Raw genomic sequence first — 19,788 nt, forward strand, 5'->3', positions numbered from 1 at the left:
CATTGTTTATTAGAACCCAATAAGGCTCTTTGATTCTTGTTTGCGAATTTCAGTCTCGTCTGCCCATTCGATCAGGCCAGTTTCGAGATCCATCAAACGCATCGTCATCTTGTAGTAAACGTCTTTGTCACTACCAGCATTTTTCGCGATGCTAGATAGGTTTCCGTACAACATGTACTGAGCACCCACCATTTTACCAAACTGAATCGCTGTGCTTTGGTTTACAAGCTCATCATTGTTTTGGAAATTAAGTTGATCACGAACTGACTCGACACGGTCCATATCAACAAAACGGAACTTACCTGAGTTCAACATCTTAGTGCTGATGCTGTCTGTGATTGATTCTGTATCAATATGCTCGCTGGTTTTGTTTTTGATACGCTCAACGAATACGATTGGGCGTGCGTCACGGGTAATCGCTGCCACAGAGCCAGACATCATCATACTATCGACCATTTCACCAGCAATTTTTTGCAAGTCCGTCGAACCAAAATCAATGGTTGTGGTTTCAACAGCTTGTGCATCACCGTAAGTAACTTTGTTTGAACACCCGCCTAAGATGACAGCTAAGCCAAGCAGTGCGATAACACTTTTTTTCATTCTTGGTTCCTTAAATTTCCTTGAAATTTATTGTTTATAACTATGACTAATAGCGTCGGCTATTAGTTCGATTTAGTTGTTATTTTCACGAATCTGCACTCGGAACTGAGTACCATTCGGGTTGAGTGAAACTTCTGATATAGCGATTGATTCGGTGCCACGTACAATCGCCTGTCGCCAAGGACCCAGTTTAGTGTTGACCTCTAAACCTTGATCGTCATACCAGTAGAAACGATATTGGATTGCTTGGTCACCTTGATATTGACTTACCAATCGAACAACGCCTCGTGCACGGCCATCAACTTGTGTGGTGGCAATGTCTTCAATTTTGAGTCGACCTGCCAATACGTTGTCACCAAACAGGACGGTCTGAGAAGCCCCATCGATACGCAAACCAGCGGTATTACTCGCACATCCAGCCATTGCAAGTGCAGCTATTGCTGCGATTAACCATTTTTTCATCGGATATTTCCTAACTGTTTATGCCAAATTGTAGCATTGCCACTTTGGCGAGAAACCCAAACCAAAGCCGTACGACCGGCACCTACCTCGAAATCATACGACTTCCCATCAACCACTAGCTTCTGAGCACCTGGTGTCACCACTGCGCTGCTGGTTTTAATTTCCCCAGGAAGTGTTTGCCAGCTGCGTGTGTCTGCTTGCTCGGTTAGCGTATTCCAAACATTGAGCAGTAAGTTCGCAGCGTTGTCTTCTTTTCTCGCAGCCTCACGGCGAAGCTGATCTTTCGCCCATACTCGAAGTGCCTGACGGATCACAATCGCTGGCATACGCTCAGACAAGTCATGTTGTGCCATCAGGTTAACATCGGTCAGTAAATCACTTTTGAGCACATTTTGATTTAGCTGCATTGGACTGTAGCTTTGTCTTGTCACACTCGGATAGTGAGGTAAAGCCACACTGTACCAAACCCCATTGCCGCGGCTATCAAACAAAGGCAAAGACTGGCGCCATTCACGCATCGCTTCAACAACGCCCTGCTCTTCTATCACAATCACGCGTGCGCTCTTTTGATCTAACAGCTTCGCCTTACCGTAGCGCTTCTCTAGCTTAGATAAATCAGATCGCATCCCTAAACGCTTCGCGACGCGTTTCGTACCATCAATTACCTGTGCGTTATCAGGCATTACTGCAAGAGCACGACGATAGTCTACATACGCGCTGTTTAGGTCCTTGTCAGCTTCATACAGTAATGCTGACAAATAGAACAGATAACCGTTTTGAACCGCTTGAAGCGTCTCACCGGCATCTGGGTAGTTGGATAAGACACTGCCCAAATTAGGAGTAAGACCTTGTGATTTTAGATCTTTTTGTGCCGATTCGAGTTCTTTCGCACGTTCTCTCCTGGCTTGCTCTTGAACCTGATTCGCTCTGCGCATTTCCACCAGCGCACCTTCCAACTGATTCTCTTTTAAATAGTTGAGGCCCAGATACAAATGAAGAAAACCCAATTCATAATCAGCGGGTTGATAGGAGGTCAAGTTGTCATTGGCAGCCAGCGCACTCACACTCGTTGCCGTATCTGAAACAGAAATAGTGGCGCTATCTTGCTGAACACGTACCGCCGAGTCACTTTTCTCAAGTGCTAACTTACTTTGTGGATATTGCTCGTTGAGTAGATAGACCCGACCTTTTTCAAAATTATCCAATATCTCACCCGCGATGTAGTCTGGGAGCGCCTCTTCGGCTTGTTGATATTGTCCAGCTTTGACAGCTTGGTAGACCTGCTGATTTTGCGCGCTGTAATGGCTAAAAAGATTTCCAGCGGAAAGATTGGCGCAAGCAGAAAGAGTGATTGAGCAAGCTACAACGAATGCGAGTTGAACGTATTGACGCACCCCGTACTCCAGTCATTTATTGATAATACTTGATGGCAATGAGACGGTGAGCAAACGAAAAAGTTCCGCTGCTGCACCATCACAGAAAGTGGTGAAAACTTAGCTCATTAACATCGGGCCAAGAGGGCGACCGCCTACAAGGTGCATATGGATATGATACACCTCCTGACCACCGTGAGAGTTACAGTTAACAATCAAACGATAGCCATCTTCCGCTATACCTTCTTGTTTAGCGAGATTTCTTGCAACCACAAACATTCTGCCCATTAAGGCTTCATCTTCATCGGCCACATCATTAACGGTAGGGATCAGTTTATTAGGGATGATCAAAATGTGACTTGGAGCACGAGGGTTGATATCACGGAAAGCAGTTACGAGGTCGTCTTGATAAACAACATCTGCAGGAATTTCCTTGCGGATGATCTTACTAAAAATGGTTTCTTCAGCCATGAAGCACTCCATCACATGCATTTGAGAATAATTGTATTTGTCGAGTATGCGCCAAGCCACTATAAATCACAATAAAAAACATTGTTCATTAAAAATAAATCACTCGTTCTTCTTCAGCAACGAGTTAATTTTGTATTGTGCGTCATAAAATGCGCGTCTCAGTATCAATAAAATAACACTCTTTTTGTTAGATTTTTAAGACAACTATAAATTAGGGAGAGGTCCATGAAAGGCTCTGTCATTAGACGTATGTATGCGGGCTTTGCATTGATCATTATTACTTTCGTCATTACTAGTGTGATGACGATGCGAGGAATGCAACAGATTCATACCAACTTCGAGAGTGTATCCAACACTTCACTTCCACTTGTTTCTCAAGCCAACAACACCAGCGTGTCATTGCTTTCTGCGGACAAACTTTTTAAGGACTTTTTAACTACGCAAAGCTTCGAGCGCATGGCAGAAATCTCATCGCAATTTGATGAGGCGAAAACCAACTACAACAACACGCTTCTCGCGCTTGAACAAGCCAGTCAAACAAAGCCGGAGCTTGAAGAACGCATTGTGCAACTCAAAGAAATGGAAACTCGTTACTTCAACGAAGCTGAAGAAGCGATGACAAACTACCGTTCCATGTTCGAAGCGCAAGCGCAAGTCCAGAAATCAACCCGTCAATTTCAACGTCTACATTCTGAGCTGAGTGTCGGTATGAAGGAGTACGTTGACGAGCAAAGTAGTATTTCGGTTAAAGTAATGGCGAAAAGCTACTTCATTAAGCTCAAAGATGCGGAGGTGATTACCTCAGACGCTCTCGCCAGTAGCGACACTGAGTTGGTTGCCAAAGCCGTAGCCAAGAACAAAAAAGCGGTAACTCACCTCAACTACGCTTATCGTGGATTGACCACTCAAATGCCAGAAATCAAAAAGGTATTTGATGAGTCTGTGCAGCAGTTCACGATGGATGTCGGTAAGAAAGGTGGCGTACTGGATCAACACGCTTCTTACTTGGTGGCGAAAGATGCGCTCTATGACAACATTGCGAATTTGACCCAAGAAGTCGATGCAACCATGGCTGTGTTGAACTCTTTCAGCCAAGCAGCTCAAGATGGCTTACATGCCTCGCTACTTGAAGCGGGCGAGGTCTATGAGCAAGGTGTGATTCGTTCTATCTCCATTGGCGCGATTGTGATCATTCTCGCGATTGGCGTTGGCTACCATATCGCTCATAGCGTACGTGAACCACTTACCCGCATTTTAAAAACGCTTGAGCACCTCACCAATGGTGATATGACGCAAAGAATCGAGATTCGTTACAACAACGAGTTCAGCCGTGTCAGTGGTCACATCAACACATTAGCAGACAGTTTGCACAACATTCTGGTGAAACTGAATGACGCTTCAGACAACTTGACGGAGACGGCGAACACTAACCAGTTAACGTCCTCGCAAGCACAAAGCCAACTGAGCCAGCAGCGTGAACAAACCGCCACCGTCGCAACTGCCATGACAGAAATGTCACACTCGGTTCAAGAAGTCGCTCAAAGCGCTCAAAGTTCGCAGCAGATGGTAGAGAAAGTTGAGCAAGCTTCTGAGTCTGGCCGTCAGATTATGAGCAGCAACATTACCACTATTAACCAATTGGAAACGCGCTTAACCAAATCTGTAGACGCGGTGAAAGAGCTACAAAGCATGAGTAGCCAAATTGGTTCAATTCTTGATGTGATCCGAAACATTGCTGAACAAACAAACCTCTTGGCTTTGAACGCAGCGATTGAAGCCGCTCGTGCAGGAGAGCAAGGTCGTGGCTTTGCGGTGGTTGCGGACGAAGTTCGCGTGCTTGCCCAACGGACAACGGAGTCAACGTCGGAAATTGAAAACATGATCAGTAATCTGCAATCAAGCTCCAGCTCGGCAAACAATGTTATCCAGAGCTGTATGGACGACATGGAGCAATCTGTCGAACAAGCATCCAACGCCAACAGTGCAATGGAAGAGATTCAAGCGTTGATTCTTGAGATCAGTCAAATGAGCGGTCAAATCTCTCAAGCGGCCGCTGAGCAAAGCGAAACCTCAACGGACATTGCTCGTAACATTGAAGAGATTAACCTCATAGCGGAGCAGAGCTATCAAGCTATGGCACAAATCGCGCGCACCAGTACAGACTTAACGGAACTGGCGAGTCAGCAAGGCGATTTGGTGCATCAATTTAAGCTGTAACTTCAACTATCTACCTCTTTGGGCGACTAATTTTGTTAGTCGCCCTTGTTTTTTATACCCAGTGTCATCATATGGTTAATAGGCTTGCTTCTTCTCTCTACTCCTTTTCGCAAGCCACACATGAGGAATATATATGGCAGTTCATGTTGGCATTATCGACCAAGACCCTATTCGATTGGTCACTCCTTTGCTCGACAATCGCACCATCAGCAACCACATTGTTTTTATTGGTGTAAAAGCTCAGGAAGACATGTATTTACGTTTGCACAACGTACTCGCGAAACGAGACATCACCTCTGAATTTTTTGAAATTCCTAATGTTGCCAACCCTTCACAGATAAAAAAAGCGATCACGGTTCTTGCCGAAGATCTCAAAGCTCGTTCCCAAGAAGTGAAGCTCAATGCAAGCTGTGGGTTGCGTCACAGATTGTTATCGGTTTACGAAATATTCCGCACCTATCACTGGCCAATTTTCGTCGTGGAACCAAACAGTGATCGCCTTTGTTGGCTTTACCCAGACGGCAAAGAAGACACCCAAGTTCAGGACCGCATCACAATTGATGACTACTTAACTATTTTTGGTGCGCGAGGCGAATTCAGTGAACATCAACTTCCTCCTCAGTTAGACCAAAAACTGTATGAATTGGGTGAACGATGGGCAAGCAATGCACTTGAGTTGGGGCCAGGTCTCGCGACGCTTAACTACCTCGCAACCACCTGCCGGAAAGAACAACAGTTGGATGTGGCGCTTTCTGAGAAGCAGCAAGGATACCGAGAGCTCAACATGTTGCTGACCGATCTGGTCGAAGCAGACATTGCCACGTATGAAAACGGTGTACTCACTTTTGCCAACGAAGACGCACGTCGTTTCTCTAACGGTGAGTGGCTAGAAACCTTGGTCCACAGTACTGTGCGTCAAATACAACAAGACATGCCGACCATTCAAGACCATTCATTAAACGTACAGGTTTATCGTCAGTTAGGCGAACGTGAAGTGCGTAATGAGCTCGACATCGCATCGGTTGTGAATAATAAGCTGCATATCATTGAGTGCAAAACCAAAGGTATGCGCGACGATGGCGATGATACTTTGTACAAGCTTGAATCGCTACGTGACTTGCTCGGCGGCCTGCAAGCTCGAGCTATGCTGGTGAGTTTCCGCCCACTTCGTCACAACGACATCACGCGCGCGGAAGACTTAGGCCTTGCTTTGATTGGTCCAGATGAGCTGAAAGACCTGAAAGCGCATTTAACTCAGTGGTTCCGTGAAGCAGGCGGCAATGAAGATGAGTGTGCGGATTGCTAACGCTTTCCATAAAAAAACGCCCGTAAAGGGCGTTTTTTGTTTGTTCTTCTTTTGGCTTAGCTGTCATCTTCAGTGAAGTTAGTCGGCAGAGTAAGCTTCATCTGATTCCAGATTTGAGCACTTTCCAAACCATAGTTTCGAACGACGACAAGAATTCGATCGCGATCACCAGACTCACACACATCCAGAAGGTCACGATAAAAGTTAAGCGCTAAACTTCTCGCTTGCGGGCTAGAAAAGTAGTAGCTGCCCACTCGATCATACAGCTTCTTCAAGCCATTAAAAATCAGACCGTATATCTGGTTGCCAGAATGGAATGCAAGACGTTGGAACAGCATGTAATCGTAAAAGTTGAACGTTTTTGCAATCAGTGTTGCTTGACGCTTCGCTTCATCTTTTTCACCATCATCTTTAATGTGCTGTTGAATCTTTTCAGCGTAAGGCGATGACTGCATAAATGCATCCCAAGACTCCGCTGCAAGCAGAGACTCACAAGATTCTATAACGGTAGTGATTGTTTTTTCAGCATTTTCTTTGTTCGCTTTAAACGCGTAACGCATGAAAATAGGGCTGATATTTGTACGTGCTGCAAGCAAATCTTCAACGATCGATGTTGCATTGTCAGCATCTAATGTCATTAGCGTATCTAAGATGTGTAAACCAGACGTTTCCATAAACTGATTTACGCGAGTTGGCTTACCATGTTGAATTGTTAACCAACCATCGCGTGCGAGTCGCTGGAGCACTTCACGAAGCGTTGTACGAGTAACGCCAATCAATTCAGAGAGTTCACGTTCCGCAGGTAAAATGGAACCAGGAGGGAAACGCCCTTTCCAAATACTCTCAATAATGTATTTCTCTGCGAATCCTGCTGGGCTTTTAGCCTTTATGACCATCTATGTGTTATCCAGTTGTATTCTTATGGGTCTAATGGGAACTCATCATACCACTAGTTTTTGCATATCGGAAACCGAGTACAAGTAAACTGCACTCAAAACACACATAGAGCATTAACTCTAATTTATCTGAGGGTATTTTGAATATTCTCAAAACGCGCAATCGATATAATTTCCAAGTTTAATAAAATTGTAACATTGCGGAGAACCCGTCATTACTGCCTTCAGAAATAGAAACTTAGTTTGTAAAATTGCAAAAATAACCCTTCATTTTCATTCAATATAATCACATATTTTGTCTTATTCTCCCATTTAATCGCTCCGCTGCCACTTAGGATTGTTTTTAACAACTCTTGTGTTATGTTAACGCCACTTTGATCGCGTTTTTAAACAAAAGTCTCCTAATATAAAAGTCAATAAACAGTTATTGATTGACTAAATAATCTTGAGGAGTACAGTGGCGCCCAAAGTATGGAGTGCTTGTCTTTCTCAGGGAGTGACTTGGCAAGATCACATCTCGATATGTGTTGATGTTGTTTTTCTAAGTCACTGTTGGATCGAGTGTTTCCCGATAAACAGATATGGCTATTCTTAGGCAAGGAATCAAGCCGGTGTTACAGGGAGACGCCGATTTATGGATACAAGCACGAGTAGTGTCTATTCATAACAACATTTAAGAGTATTGCGATCATGCCGATGTCACTCGGAAACGCATTTATCAAGAACTTTCTTGGTAAAGCACCAGATTGGTACAAAGTTGCCATCATTTCTTTCCTTATTATCAATCCTATCGTTTTTTTCTTTGTCGACCCATTTGTTGCAGGCTGGTTACTCGTCGCGGAGTTCATCTTCACACTAGCCATGGCACTGAAATGCTACCCTCTTCAGCCTGGTGGTTTGCTGGCAATCGAAGCCATTGCAATAGGTATGACAAGTGCTGAGCAAGTGAAGCATGAGCTAGTCGCGAATATCGAAGTATTGTTGCTGTTGGTATTCATGGTTGCCGGCATCTACTTCATGAAGCAGCTGCTGCTCTTCATCTTCACCAAAATATTGCTAGGCATAAAATCGAAATCAATGCTGTCTGTCGCCTTCTGTTTCGCGGCAGCATTCTTGTCTGCATTCCTAGATGCACTGACGGTGATTGCGGTTGTTATTAGTGTTGCTGTGGGTTTCTATGCTATTTACCACAAAGTCGCGTCAGGTCAGGGCCCTCATGCGTCACACGACCACACACAAGACGATCACCTTTCAGAGCTAACGCGTGATGACTTAGAAAACTACCGCGCATTTCTTCGCTCTCTTCTTATGCATGCAGGTGTTGGTACAGCGCTAGGCGGCGTAATGACGATGGTTGGTGAGCCTCAAAACTTAATTATTGCCGACCAAGCCGGTTGGAACTTCGGCGAGTTCATTATTCGAATGCTTCCAGTGACAGCACCTGTCTTCGTCTGCGGTCTAATTACTTGTGTGCTAGTAGAGAAACTCAAGGTATTTGGCTACGGCGCGCGCCTACCAGACAACGTTCGTCAGATTTTGGTCGATTTTGATACGGAAGAGCGTAAAACACGAACAAACCAAGACGTCGCGAAACTGTGGGTTCAAGGTCTAATCGCTGTATGGCTGATCGTTGGTCTTGCTCTTCACCTTGCTGCCGTCGGTTTGATTGGTCTGTCAGTTATTATCTTGGCGACTGCATTTACCGGAGTGATTGAAGAGCATTCGATGGGTAAAGCGTTTGAGGAAGCACTTCCATTTACAGCGCTGCTTGCCGTATTCTTTGCCGTGGTTGCCGTTATCATTGATCAAGAGCTGTTCAAACCTGTTATCGACGCAGTACTCCATGTCGAAGATAAAGGGACTCAGTTAGCTCTGTTCTACGTAGCCAATGGGCTGCTTTCTATGGTGTCTGACAACGTGTTCGTTGGCACGGTCTACATCAACGAAGTGAAAACGGCGCTTGTTGAAGGTGTCATCACTCGAGATCAGTTCGACTTACTTGCTGTTGCTATCAACACAGGTACTAACTTGCCATCTGTCGCGACACCGAATGGTCAAGCAGCATTTCTGTTCCTACTAACGTCTGCGCTTGCGCCATTGATTCGTCTGTCTTACGGCCGCATGGTAATTATGGCTTTACCATACACCATCGTTCTTGCGCTGGTTGGCTTGGCGGGCATTGTATTTTTTGTTGAGCCTATGACGGCTTGGTTCTACGATGCGGGTTGGATCATGCATCACACTGGCGATGTCACTCACGCTGTTTCTGGCGGGCATTAATTGCAGTTATTAAAAAGTTTTTGTTGCTACTGAAACTTTTACACGATAAAAAGCTCTGATTAGTCAGAGCTTTTTTATTCTATCAGGGTATCCCGTTGAACATTCTTTCTACGATTAAAACGTTTTCTCAAGGCAGACTGTCTTGGTTACTTCTTCTGCTGTTTGTCATTTTCTTCGAAGCGTGCGCACTGTTCTTCCAACATGTCATGATGCTTTCCCCTTGCGTGATGTGCATTTACGAACGTGTCGCGATGTTAGGCGTCGGTGGCGCGGCGCTTATTGGTCTTATCGCTCCAAATAACCCTGTTATCCGTTGGCTCGGTCTCGCTGCGTGGGGAGCAAGTGCGTACAAAGGCTTGGCGCTTTCACTGCAGCACGTCGATTACCAGTTCAATCCATCACCTTTCGCTACGTGTGATTTATTTGTCACTTTCCCAGATTGGGCACCACTAAACCAATGGGCACCTTGGATGTTTGAAGCCTATGGCGACTGTAGCAAGATTGTTTGGCAGTTCCTGACACTATCAATGCCACAATGGTTAGTTGTCATTTTCGCTGGTAATCTTGTCGCGCTAAGCGTTATCGTTATTGCCCAATTTGCCAAAAGTAAAAACTAACCAATTACCTAAATAACAAAGGGTTGACGGGAGATCGTCAGCCCTTTTTTGTCAGTATTGGCATACTGACTACCCCTCGAGAATTAACAAGCCAGCACGCCAATTGTGGATACAAAAAGGGTTAGCTAGACGCTAACCCTTAATGCATTGACTCACCTGTGTTTAGTTCATATCCCGCCCAGGTGCTGGAGCTAAGACTTCTCGGTTACCATTATGCCCAGGCGCACTCACGATACCTTGAGCTTCAAGCTGCTCGACAATCCGTGCAGCTCGGTTGTAGCCAATTTTGAATCGACGCTGAACGCCAGAGACCGAACCACGCCTAGATTGAACAACGTGCTCAACAACTTGATCGAATAGTGGGTCCATCTCTTCTTCGCCTTCTGGTTTTTCCCCAGGAAGCAGCCCCTCCGGTCCTTGGTCGCCATTGGTGATCTCTTCGATATAGTTAGGCTTACCACGAGCCTTCCAGTTATTCACCACCGCATGGACGTCGTCATCGGATGCAAATGCACCATGAACACGCACGGTGTGACTTGAACCTGGAGGCAAGTAGAGCATGTCACCCATTCCAAGCAATGACTCAGCACCACCTTGGTCTAGGATAGTACGCGAATCCGTTTTGGTTGATACAGTAAATGCCACCCGCGTTGGGATGTTTGCTTTGATAAGACCAGTAATGACATCTACAGACGGTCGCTGTGTTGCTAAGATAAGGTGAATACCCGCAGCACGGGCTTTTTGAGCAAGTCGAGCAATTAACTCTTCTACTTTCTTACCTACCACCATCATCAGATCGGCAAACTCGTCGACAATCACCACGATATACGGCAGCTTTTCAAGCAATGGCGCGGTCTCGTCCATGCTGTCACCTGGCTGCCAAAGTGGATCATGAATTGGGTGCCCCGCCTCTGCCGCCATTTTCAACTTATCATTAAAGCCTTTGATGTTACGGACGCCAAGCGCTGACATCAGTTTGTAGCGACGCTCCATTTCCCCCACACACCAGCGCAGTGCATTCGACGCGTCTTTCATATCCGTTACAACTTCGGACAACAAATGTGGAATGCCTTCATACACAGAAAGCTCCAGCATTTTCGGGTCAATCATGATAAAACGCACATCTTCTGGCGTCGCTTTGTAGAGCATACTCAGAATCATCACGTTAACACCGACCGATTTACCTGAGCCCGTGGTACCAGCAACTAACACGTGAGGCATTTTAGATAAGTCAGCAACTACCGCTTCACCTGCAATGTCTTGACCTAGTACGACTGTCGTTGGAGATTTGGCTTCGATAAACTGCTGGCTACCAACAACATCAGAGAAGAATACGGTCTGACGACTCATATTCGGCAGTTCAAGACCAACGTAAGGTTTACCTGGTATCACCTCAACTACACGCACAGCCATGGCAGACAACGAGCGTGCTAAATCCATAGACAGACCTGAGATACGGCTCACTTTGACACCCGGTGCCAAATCGAGCTCAAAGCGCGTAATGACAGGCCCAGGGAAAATATCCACCACTTCCGCTTTTATTTTGTAATCGGCTAACTTAGCTTCCACGAGGCGGGCGATCTCTTCGAGTGCTGCTCGGTCTATGAAGTTTTCACGTTTTTCTGGATGATATAGCAATTCCAACGTCGGCATAGGTTCTGCTGGTTTAGGCAAGTTAAGTTCATGCTGTACCAAAAACGGATTTTGCTGAGCCGCAACTTTTGCCTGAGCATCAGCGACAATATCTTGGAACGCTGCGACATCCTGATCACCAGCTTCCTCTTCTTCAACGACAGTATCGTGAAGATCGTTAACCGTAGGCTCGAATGTGTGTTGCGGCTCATCGTCAGCCACGTCAAAACTTGAGATCACTGGCTCCTGATGCGTTGGTTCAGGCTCTACATGTTGCGTAATCTGTTCTAAATCATCGTGATCTATCACTGGCTGAGTAATCTCACGTTCCTCTACCACTTGTTCGACTTCGTTCCAAGGCATAGGGTTATCGATGCTTTGACTAGTTGGCGTAGGCTGAGTTGAGTGCTGCTCATAAACGTCAGAACTGTAGTGCTCTGCCCCTTTCGCAAAGTCATCATCCATTTGTGCGGCGGCTTCGAGCTCTTCGATCGTCGCCCCTAGCTGACGAGTGCGCTCCGTTGTCGGTTCTTGAACAGAAGAGGTCGTTGGCGACGCGACAACCTTAGGTGGAATAGTATCAATCGGGTCACTGACTCGCGCTTGTGGCACAGCCTCCGGTTCAGGGTCTGAAAAGGTTGGCTCTTGGCGAGTTTCAGGCATATGAATATTAAAGCGGCGCTCGTGAGTGACTGTTTCATCTTCAGCTTCTAACGTGTCTTTCGCCGTCAGAACAGGTTCTTCTTCCTGTTCAGCATCACGTATTGGCTCAGCCATCTCTGGGACAGAGAGTTGAGGCTCGAGCACTTCCTCTCTCTCTCCTCGGACACGATTAAGCAACGTGGTCAATGCAGATATCGTGGTTTCGCCTAACCAATCGACAATGCTCAACCACGAAATGCCCGTCAACAAGGTAAACCCAGCTCCCCATAGAAACAGCAACACCAAGGTTGTCCCAAGTAGATTCAGTGTCGGTAAAGCCAAGCTCGTCAGTACGTCACCAATGACACCACCGGAAGAGAAGTACCAAATATCGTCAAAGTTGATGTCCGCCAGTCCACAGCTGGTGAGAATTATAATGGTCAAGCCCAATAGGCGCGTACCCCATAGCATTAGGTCTATCGGGTCATTTTCGTCACGCTTTCGTAACATGATCCATGCTGCGACAGTAACGATAAATGGGATTGGATAAGCGAGTGAACCAAAAGTAAAAAACAAAGTGTCAGCAAACCAAGCTCCGACCAAGCCTCCGGCATTATCCACCTGCCCTCCCCAAGCGGTTTGAGACCAAGAAGGGTCAGCGGGGCTAAATGTTAACAATGCGACTGATAGCAATATAGAAAGCAGTACAATCACAATCAGACTGCACTCTTTAAGACGCTGAGGACCATTCAAGCGAGTCGTCTGAGGTTCCTCACCCGTTTTGATTATCGTTTCGACTTTATTTTTGTTCTCTTTGAACATAACCAACTTATCTATTGAAGCGACCGCTCACAGCTGTTGAACGGTAAGAAAAAAATAGCCCGAGCAGCAACGCTACTCGGACTATCGATTTAACCATATCAGGGCTTAAAACCCAATTCCCTAAAGTCAGAATATCGAAAGGTATTTTCCTGACTAACGAGTTTTGATGACAAGTTGATTGGTTTGCTTCACTTCTTCCATAACCACGTAGGTACGCGTGTCATTGACACCCGGAAGACGAAGTAACGTATCACCTAGCAGCTTACGATAAGCGCTCATGTCTGACACGCGTGTTTTCAACAAGTAGTCAAAATCACCAGAAACCAGATGACATTCTTGGATATCATCGAGTTTTTGAACAGCGGTATTAAACTGCTCAAAGACGTCAGGTGCACCACGATTTAACGTAATTTCAACAAACACTAATAGTGAGGCATCAAGATATTGCGGATTTAGCAACGCTGTATAGCCCGTAATATACCCCTGACGCTCTAATCTGCGCACACGCTCCAAACAGGGTGTCGGGGAAAGACCAACACGCTTAGAGAGCTCTACATTCGAAATACGACCGTCTTTTTGCAACTCATTAAGAATGTTGCGGTCAATACGATCTAGATCCTTGGACGGCTTTTTATTGTTGTCTGCCATTTTTTATTCCACCTTATTACTTCCTTGCAAAAAAATATACTACAACTTTTTAATATTCAGTATCAAATTTTATCAAAATACACCTATACTAGATATTAATTCGATACAATTACCCTACATATAGTTAATCTAACTAACATACTAAATACAACCAATATAAAATGAGGAGTCAGGATGATTATTGGCGTACCTAAGGAAATCAAAAACCACGAATACCGTGTAGGCATGATCCCAGCAAGCGTTCGCGAGCTAGTGTCTCAAGGTCACCAAGTTTTTGTTGAAACCAATGCCGGTTCAGGTATCGGTTTTTCAGACGATGATTACATCGCTGTAGGCGCATCCATTCTTCCTACTGCTGCTGACGTTTTCGCGAAAGCAGAAATGATTGTAAAGGTTAAAGAACCTCAAGCTGTCGAGCGCGCAATGCTTCGAGAAGGGCAAATTTTATTTACGTATTTGCACCTAGCACCAGATTTTCCACAAACTGAAGAGCTAATCAAGAGCAAAGCTGTCTGCATAGCATATGAGACTGTAACAGATAATATGGGTCGCTTGCCACTACTTGCGCCAATGTCTGAGGTTGCAGGCCGCATGTCTATTCAAGCAGGTGCACAAACTCTAGAGAAATCTCACGGTGGTCGCGGTCTTTTACTAGGTGGCGTACCAGGCGTTGAACCAGCGAAAGTTGTTGTTGTCGGCGGCGGTGTTGTTGGTGCTAACGCGGCACGTATGGCAGTGGGTCTACGAGCAGACGTAACCATCCTTGACCGAAACGTTGATACTCTTCGTCGTCTAGACGAGGAATTCCAAGGCCGTGCAAAAGTGGTTTACTCTACAGAAGACGCTATCGAGAAGCATGTTCTAGAAGCAGACCTAGTAATCGGTGCCGTACTCATCCCTGGTGCAGCAGCTCCTAAACTAGTAACAAAAGAGCACATCGCGAAGATGAAGCCAGGTGCGGCTGTGGTTGACGTAGCAATCGACCAAGGTGGTTGTTTCGAAACATCACACGCGACAACACACGCCGATCCTACGTACATTGTTGACGATGTCGTTCACTACTGTGTTGCAAACATGCCAGGCGCAGTTGCTCGTACTTCTACGTTTGCACTGAACAATGCAACATTGCCTTACATTGTTAAGCTTGCGAACAAGGGCTACCGTGAAGCACTTCTTGCAGACAAAGGCTTCCTAGAGGGCCTAAACGTTATCCACGGTAAGGTAACGTGTAAAGAAGTCGCAGAGAGCTTCGACCTAGAGTACGTAGACCCAGCAGAAGCTATTGCAATGTTCAACTAATGTTGAATAGCATCAGATAACAAAACGCTCACTTCGGTGAGCGTTTTTTGTTTGGGGACGTTGGGGAAACTGTGTCAAACCAAGCAAGGCGCTGACTTTGGGATTAAACGCCCTGCTCTACGGTTTGAAAAAGATAAGACAATGGAGATTGACAAATCGTAAGTGATTCAAACTTAATACGATTTAAAACCAGCGTTCTAATGCGCTTTTATCAAGCTGACTGAATGCGCGATTGAGGATGTGTGCCAACTCTTTATAGCGAGGTCGCGCTTTCATAGGCTCTAGGGCAAAACCACTTTCAACGATTTTCTGATGAATCTCTCGGTACCAACCTGCCAAACTCGGTGGCAATTGGGTATTGGCACGATTACCAAGCCACCACATGCCTTGAACAGGCATACTGATTGCGAACAATGCCATAATGACAGCTTGGGGCATCGCGTCATAGTTGTTGAATGCCATTTGCGTTAAAACACTGATGGCAGCGATGGCTGGCATGACTTTCACACCGAATCGAGTCGCCTTGATAATGCGTTGTTCAGGAAAGAGCATATTGAGCTCTTTTCGCATTGGCCAAGTATCCATGTATTTTTGTCCATCGCGTAGGCTATGGACTAATCCAGCTTTATTACTCATACGACTCTCTCACTTCATTGTTGGGGCCAAACTAAAATTAAGTTGAAAGTTTCAACTATTGGCGCAAAAAATTGATGAAAGTTAATATTCTTTCAAATTTTTTTGTTATCATTGCGCATTATCGTTATCCTTTGCGGACCCACAATCTCATTGTTGCTGTTATTTACAATTTAAGCAACTCTTGGGACCTTTCTGCAGCGGATGCAAAGGTGGTGATTTGGACCATCACTGTCTTTTATACGGAATTCGAAGTTTTTTTGACCAAGATTAGTACGCAGCTTTTCGCGCTTCGTCTATTCTTGTGATTAATTTTTATCCTAACTGATTATTACAGGTAGTCACTCATGTCAAAGCTAGTTTTAGTTTTAAACTGCGGTAGTTCTTCTCTTAAATTTGCTGTTGTTGATGCAGAAAGCGGTGATGAGCATCTAACAGGTCTTGCAGAATGTCTGCACCTTCCAGAAGCTCGCATCAAGTGGAAACTTGACGGTAAGCACGAAGCTCAACTAGGTAACGGTGCAGCTCACGAAGAAGCACTAGCGTTTATGGTAGAAACTATTCTTGCTTCTAAGCCAGAACTTTCTGAAAACTTGGCTGCGATCGGTCACCGCGTTGTACACGGCGGCGAGAAGTTCACTCAGTCTGCACTAATCACTGACGACGTGCTAAAAGGCATCGAAGACTGTGCAACTCTAGCACCTCTTCACAACCCTGCTCACATCATCGGCATCAAAGCGGCTCAAAAATCATTCCCAGCACTGAAAAACGTTGCTGTGTTTGATACAGCTTTCCACCAAACAATGCCTGAAGAGTCTTACTTATACGCTCTTCCATACAACCTATACAAAGAGCACGGTATCCGTCGTTACGGCATGCACGGTACTTCTCACCTATTCATCACTCGCGAAGTGGCTAACATCCTTGGCAAGCCAGTTGAAGAAGTTAACATCATCAACTGTCACCTAGGTAACGGTGCGTCTGTTTGTGCAGTTAAGAACGGTAAATCTGTAGATACTTCAATGGGTCTGACTCCTCTAGAAGGTCTGGTAATGGGTACACGTTGTGGCGACATCGACCCTGCGATCATCTTCCACCTACACGATACGCTTGGTTACTCAGTTGAGAAAATCAACAACATGCTAACGAAAGAGTCAGGTCTTGCTGGTCTAACTGAAGTAACTTCTGACTGTCGTTTCGTTGAAGACAACTACGGCGAAAAAGAAGAAGCGACTCGCGCGATGGATGTATTCTGTCACCGTCTAGCGAAATACGTTGCTGGTTACACTGCCTCTCTAGAAGGCCGTCTGGACGCTATCGTATTCACTGGTGGTATCGGTGAAAACTCTGGCCCAATCCGTGAAATGGTTCTTAACCGTCTAGGTATCTTCGGTATCGAAGTAGATGGCGAAGCTAACCTTAAAGCTCGTTTCGGTGGTGAAGGTACTATCACAACTGAAAACAGCCGTATCCCAGCAATGGTTATCTCTACTAACGAAGAGCTAGTTATCGCTGAAGACACTGCACGTCTAGCAGGTCTTTAATTGACTTAACCGGCTGACCCAACGTCAGCCGGTTTTCTTACTAAGGGGCTCAGCTCCTATTCTTTGCTCTGCTTGGAATATGAGTTGAGCTTTTATCCCCAATAGCTATAGGTACTCTACGAATGTCTCGTACTATTATGCTTATCCCTGCAAGTGCTGGTGTTGGTCTTACTAGCGTAAGCATGGGTGTTCTTCGCGCAATGGAGCGCAAAGGCGTTAAAGTTTCTTTTTACAAGCCAATCTGTCAGCCACGCTCTGGCGGCGATCAACCTGATCTAACTTCAACTATCGTTGGCACAAACAGCGATGTGAAGATCGGCCAACCTCTTGCGATGTCTGTTGCTGAAAGTCTAATCGGTAACGACAACATGGATGAGCTGCTGGAAACAGTGGTTGAGCGTTACAACCAAATCAACAAAGATGCAGACGTAACGCTAATCGAAGGTCTTGTACCAACGCGTAAACACCCATTCGCGAACCAAGTGAACGCTGAAATCGCAGCAACACTTGGCGCAGAGATCGTTCTTGTTGCGACTCCAGGTACTGATAACCCTGCGCAGCTAAAAGAGCGTATCGAAGTAGCATGTTCTAACTTCGGCGGCACTAAGAACAAAAACATTTCTGGCGTGATCATCAACAAGCTAAACGCGCCTGTTGACGAAGCTGGCCGTACTCGCCCTGACCTGTCTGAAATCTTTGACGATGCCGACAGCGCGAAGCAGAACGAAATGAAAGTGATGGAGATCTTTAACACATCTCCAATCCGTGTTTTGGGTTGCGTGCCATGGAGCATCGACCTAATTGCGACTCGTGCTATCGATATGGCGAAACACCTAAAGGCGGATATCATCAACGCGGGTGACATCGAATCTCGTCGTATTAAGAGCATTACTTTCTGTGCCCGCTCTCTGCCAAACATGATTGAGCACTTCAAGCCAGGCTCACTTCTTGTCACTTCAGCAGATCGCCCTGATGTTATTGTTGCAGCAGCGCTAGCAGCAATGAACGGTGTTGAAATTGGCGCCGTTCTACTTACTGGTGGTTACGACATCCCAGAAGAGATCGTTGGCCTATGTAAGCCTGCGTTTGATTCAGGTCTACCAATCTTCAAAGCACAAGGTAACACTTGGCAGACGTCTCTAAACCTACAGAGCTTCTCTATCGAAGTTCCTGCAGACGATAAAGAGCGTATTGAATTCATCAACGAGCACGTAGCTGGCAACATCGATGGCAACTGGATCGAGTCAATGACTGAGGGGACTCAGAAGTCTCGTCGTCTAAGCCCACCAGCATTCCGTTACCAACTGACTGAGTTTGCTCGTAAAGCTGGTAAGCGTATCGTTCTACCTGAAGGTGATGAGCCACGTACAGTGAAAGCGGCAGCTATCTGTGCTGAGCGCGGCATTGCAGAGTGTGTGCTTCTAGGTAACCCAGAAGAGATCAAACGTGTTGCTGCGCAGCAAGGTGTTGAGCTAGGTGCTGGCGTAACGATCATCAACTCTGATGAAGTGCGTGAAAACTACGTAGCGCGTCTCGTTGAGCTACGTGGTCACAAAGGTATGACTGAAGTGGTTGCGCGTGAGAAGCTACAAGACTCTGTATTCCTAGGCACTATGATGCTTGAGAACGACGAAGTTGATGGCCTAGTTTCTGGTGCAGTTCATACGACTGCAAATACTATCGTTCCTCCGTTCCAAATCATCAAGACTGCACCTGATGCGTCTATCGTATCTTCTGTATTCTTCATGCTACTACCAGACCAAGTACTGGTTTACGGTGACTGTGCGATCAACCCAGATCCAACAGCAGAGCAGCTTGCTGAAATCGCTATCCAATCTGCAGATTCTGCTGCCGCATTCGGTATCGAACCACGCGTTGCGATGATCTCATACTCAACAGGTGAATCTGGTAAGGGTGCAGACGTAGATAAAGTACGCGAAGCAACTAAGTTGGCTAAAGAGAAACGTCCTGATCTAGTGATCGACGGCCCTCTACAGTACGACGCAGCTATCATGGAAAACGTTGCTGCTTCTAAAGCGCCTAACTCTCCAGTAGCAGGTAAAGCGACCGTATTCGTATTCCCAGACCTAAACACGGGTAACACGACTTACAAAGCGGTACAACGTTCAGCGGATCTAGTCTCTATCGGTCCAATGCTTCAAGGTATGCGCAAGCCTGTAAACGACCTGTCTCGCGGCGCTCTAGTTGACGACATTGTTTACACTGTAGCTCTGACGGCGATCCAAGCAGACCAAGCGGCTCAAGCTCAAGAAAAAGTGGTTAACTAAACACTTTTTGAATGAAAAAGCCCACGCAATTGCGTGGGCTTTTTAATACCTAAAGTCA

General features: G+C 45.8%; 15 protein-coding genes. 7 read left to right on the plus strand and 8 right to left on the minus strand.

The genetic code is table 11. From position 1 onward, the window contains the following. Positions 1-9: 9 nt before the first annotated feature. The 4 genes from lpoB to hinT form a co-directional block, all read right to left on the minus strand. On the minus strand, positions 10-600 hold the full coding sequence (gene lpoB / locus U9J37_RS05960; protein WP_005474953.1) for a penicillin-binding protein activator LpoB: 591 nt from the start codon (positions 598-600) through the stop codon (positions 10-12). 72 nt (positions 601-672) lie between these two features. After that, complete coding sequence (locus U9J37_RS05965; protein ID WP_005474988.1) at positions 673-1,062, minus strand: YcfL family putative periplasmic lipoprotein; 390 nt, start codon at positions 1,060-1,062, stop codon at positions 673-675. Continuing rightward, positions 1,059-2,456 (minus strand): COG3014 family protein, encoded by a 1,398-nt coding sequence (locus tag U9J37_RS05970; RefSeq protein ID WP_005474965.1) that lies wholly within the window; start codon positions 2,454-2,456, stop codon positions 1,059-1,061. The genes U9J37_RS05965 and U9J37_RS05970 overlap by 4 nt, the downstream gene beginning before the upstream one ends. A 99-nt stretch (positions 2,457-2,555) precedes the next feature. Then, the gene (hinT, locus tag U9J37_RS05975; RefSeq protein WP_005474935.1) at positions 2,556-2,906 is read right to left on the minus strand and encodes a purine nucleoside phosphoramidase; all 351 of its coding nucleotides are present in this window, start codon (positions 2,904-2,906) and stop codon (positions 2,556-2,558) included. Between the two features lie 225 nt (positions 2,907-3,131). Here hinT and U9J37_RS05980 point away from each other — a divergent pair, with 225 nt between their 5' ends. Together U9J37_RS05980 and U9J37_RS05985 are read left to right on the plus strand one after the other, a co-directional pair. Then, entirely contained in the window at positions 3,132-5,123 is a 1,992-nt protein-coding gene (locus U9J37_RS05980) for a methyl-accepting chemotaxis protein (protein WP_005475006.1), read from the plus strand. 133 nt (positions 5,124-5,256) lie between these two features. Then, positions 5,257-6,429 (plus strand): DUF1887 family protein, encoded by a 1,173-nt coding sequence (locus U9J37_RS05985; protein WP_039483774.1) that lies wholly within the window; start codon positions 5,257-5,259, stop codon positions 6,427-6,429. A 56-nt stretch (positions 6,430-6,485) separates the two neighbouring features. Here the strand turns inward: U9J37_RS05985 and fadR are convergent, their stop codons facing one another. Continuing rightward, positions 6,486-7,325: a fatty acid metabolism transcriptional regulator FadR gene (fadR, locus tag U9J37_RS05990; RefSeq protein WP_322413943.1), complete on the minus strand. Its 840-nt coding sequence runs from the start codon at positions 7,323-7,325 to the stop codon at positions 6,486-6,488. 690 nt (positions 7,326-8,015) lie between these two features. Here fadR and nhaB point away from each other — a divergent pair. Continuing rightward, on the plus strand, positions 8,016-9,605 hold the full coding sequence (gene nhaB / locus U9J37_RS05995; protein ID WP_005472994.1) for a Na(+)/H(+) antiporter NhaB: 1,590 nt from the start codon (positions 8,016-8,018) through the stop codon (positions 9,603-9,605). 95 nt (positions 9,606-9,700) lie between these two features. Next, positions 9,701-10,222, plus strand: a complete 522-nt coding sequence (dsbB, locus tag U9J37_RS06000) for a disulfide bond formation protein DsbB (RefSeq protein ID WP_005473098.1) — start codon at positions 9,701-9,703, stop codon at positions 10,220-10,222. A gap of 162 nt (positions 10,223-10,384) precedes the next feature. Here dsbB and U9J37_RS06005 read toward each other — a convergent pair whose 3' ends face one another. Continuing rightward, positions 10,385-13,318: a DNA translocase FtsK gene (locus tag U9J37_RS06005; RefSeq protein WP_322413945.1), complete on the minus strand. Its 2,934-nt coding sequence runs from the start codon at positions 13,316-13,318 to the stop codon at positions 10,385-10,387. A gap of 153 nt (positions 13,319-13,471) precedes the next feature. Continuing rightward, positions 13,472-13,966, minus strand: a complete 495-nt coding sequence (gene lrp / locus U9J37_RS06010) for a leucine-responsive transcriptional regulator Lrp (protein WP_004414493.1) — start codon at positions 13,964-13,966, stop codon at positions 13,472-13,474. Between the two features lie 174 nt (positions 13,967-14,140). Between lrp and ald the strand changes: the two genes are divergently transcribed. Further along, complete coding sequence (gene ald, locus U9J37_RS06015; protein ID WP_005473030.1) at positions 14,141-15,265, plus strand: alanine dehydrogenase; 1,125 nt, start codon at positions 14,141-14,143, stop codon at positions 15,263-15,265. 183 nt (positions 15,266-15,448) lie between these two features. Here the strand turns inward: ald and yfbV are convergent, their stop codons facing one another. Continuing rightward, complete coding sequence (yfbV, locus tag U9J37_RS06020) at positions 15,449-15,901, minus strand: terminus macrodomain insulation protein YfbV (RefSeq protein ID WP_005473057.1); 453 nt, start codon at positions 15,899-15,901, stop codon at positions 15,449-15,451. Positions 15,902-16,245: 344 nt separating this feature from the next. Here yfbV and U9J37_RS06025 point away from each other — a divergent pair, with 344 nt between their 5' ends. Continuing rightward, positions 16,246-17,442 (plus strand): acetate kinase, encoded by a 1,197-nt coding sequence (locus U9J37_RS06025; RefSeq protein WP_005473041.1) that lies wholly within the window; start codon positions 16,246-16,248, stop codon positions 17,440-17,442. Positions 17,443-17,564: 122 nt separating this feature from the next. Continuing rightward, the gene (gene pta, locus U9J37_RS06030) at positions 17,565-19,730 is read left to right on the plus strand and encodes a phosphate acetyltransferase (protein ID WP_043887084.1); all 2,166 of its coding nucleotides are present in this window, start codon (positions 17,565-17,567) and stop codon (positions 19,728-19,730) included. Positions 19,731-19,788: the final 58 nt, after the last annotated feature.

Source organism: Vibrio sp. 16, assembly GCF_963681195.1.
Lineage (GTDB): Bacteria > Pseudomonadota > Gammaproteobacteria > Enterobacterales > Vibrionaceae > Vibrio > Vibrio sinaloensis_D.

What these genes read in the sequence shown, in the direction of transcription:
- lpoB (WP_005474953.1), bottom strand. Translation starts at nt 600, where the DNA reads ATGAAAAAAAGTGTTATCGCACTGCTTGGCTTAGCTGTCATCTTAGGC.
- U9J37_RS05965 (WP_005474988.1), bottom strand. Translation starts at nt 1,062, where the DNA reads ATGAAAAAATGGTTAATCGCAGCAATAGCTGCACTTGCAATGGCTGGA.
- hinT (WP_005474935.1), bottom strand. Translation starts at nt 2,906, where the DNA reads ATGGCTGAAGAAACCATTTTTAGTAAGATCATCCGCAAGGAAATTCCT.
- U9J37_RS05980 (WP_005475006.1), top strand. Translation starts at nt 3,132, where the DNA reads ATGAAAGGCTCTGTCATTAGACGTATGTATGCGGGCTTTGCATTGATC.
- U9J37_RS05985 (WP_039483774.1), top strand. Translation starts at nt 5,257, where the DNA reads ATGGCAGTTCATGTTGGCATTATCGACCAAGACCCTATTCGATTGGTC.
- fadR (WP_322413943.1), bottom strand. Translation starts at nt 7,325, where the DNA reads ATGGTCATAAAGGCTAAAAGCCCAGCAGGATTCGCAGAGAAATACATT.
- nhaB (WP_005472994.1), top strand. Translation starts at nt 8,016, where the DNA reads ATGCCGATGTCACTCGGAAACGCATTTATCAAGAACTTTCTTGGTAAA.
- U9J37_RS06005 (WP_322413945.1), bottom strand. Translation starts at nt 13,318, where the DNA reads ATGTTCAAAGAGAACAAAAATAAAGTCGAAACGATAATCAAAACGGGT.
- lrp (WP_004414493.1), bottom strand. Translation starts at nt 13,966, where the DNA reads ATGGCAGACAACAATAAAAAGCCGTCCAAGGATCTAGATCGTATTGAC.
- ald (WP_005473030.1), top strand. Translation starts at nt 14,141, where the DNA reads ATGATTATTGGCGTACCTAAGGAAATCAAAAACCACGAATACCGTGTA.
- yfbV (WP_005473057.1), bottom strand. Translation starts at nt 15,901, where the DNA reads ATGAGTAATAAAGCTGGATTAGTCCATAGCCTACGCGATGGACAAAAA.
- U9J37_RS06025 (WP_005473041.1), top strand. Translation starts at nt 16,246, where the DNA reads ATGTCAAAGCTAGTTTTAGTTTTAAACTGCGGTAGTTCTTCTCTTAAA.
- pta (WP_043887084.1), top strand. Translation starts at nt 17,565, where the DNA reads ATGTCTCGTACTATTATGCTTATCCCTGCAAGTGCTGGTGTTGGTCTT.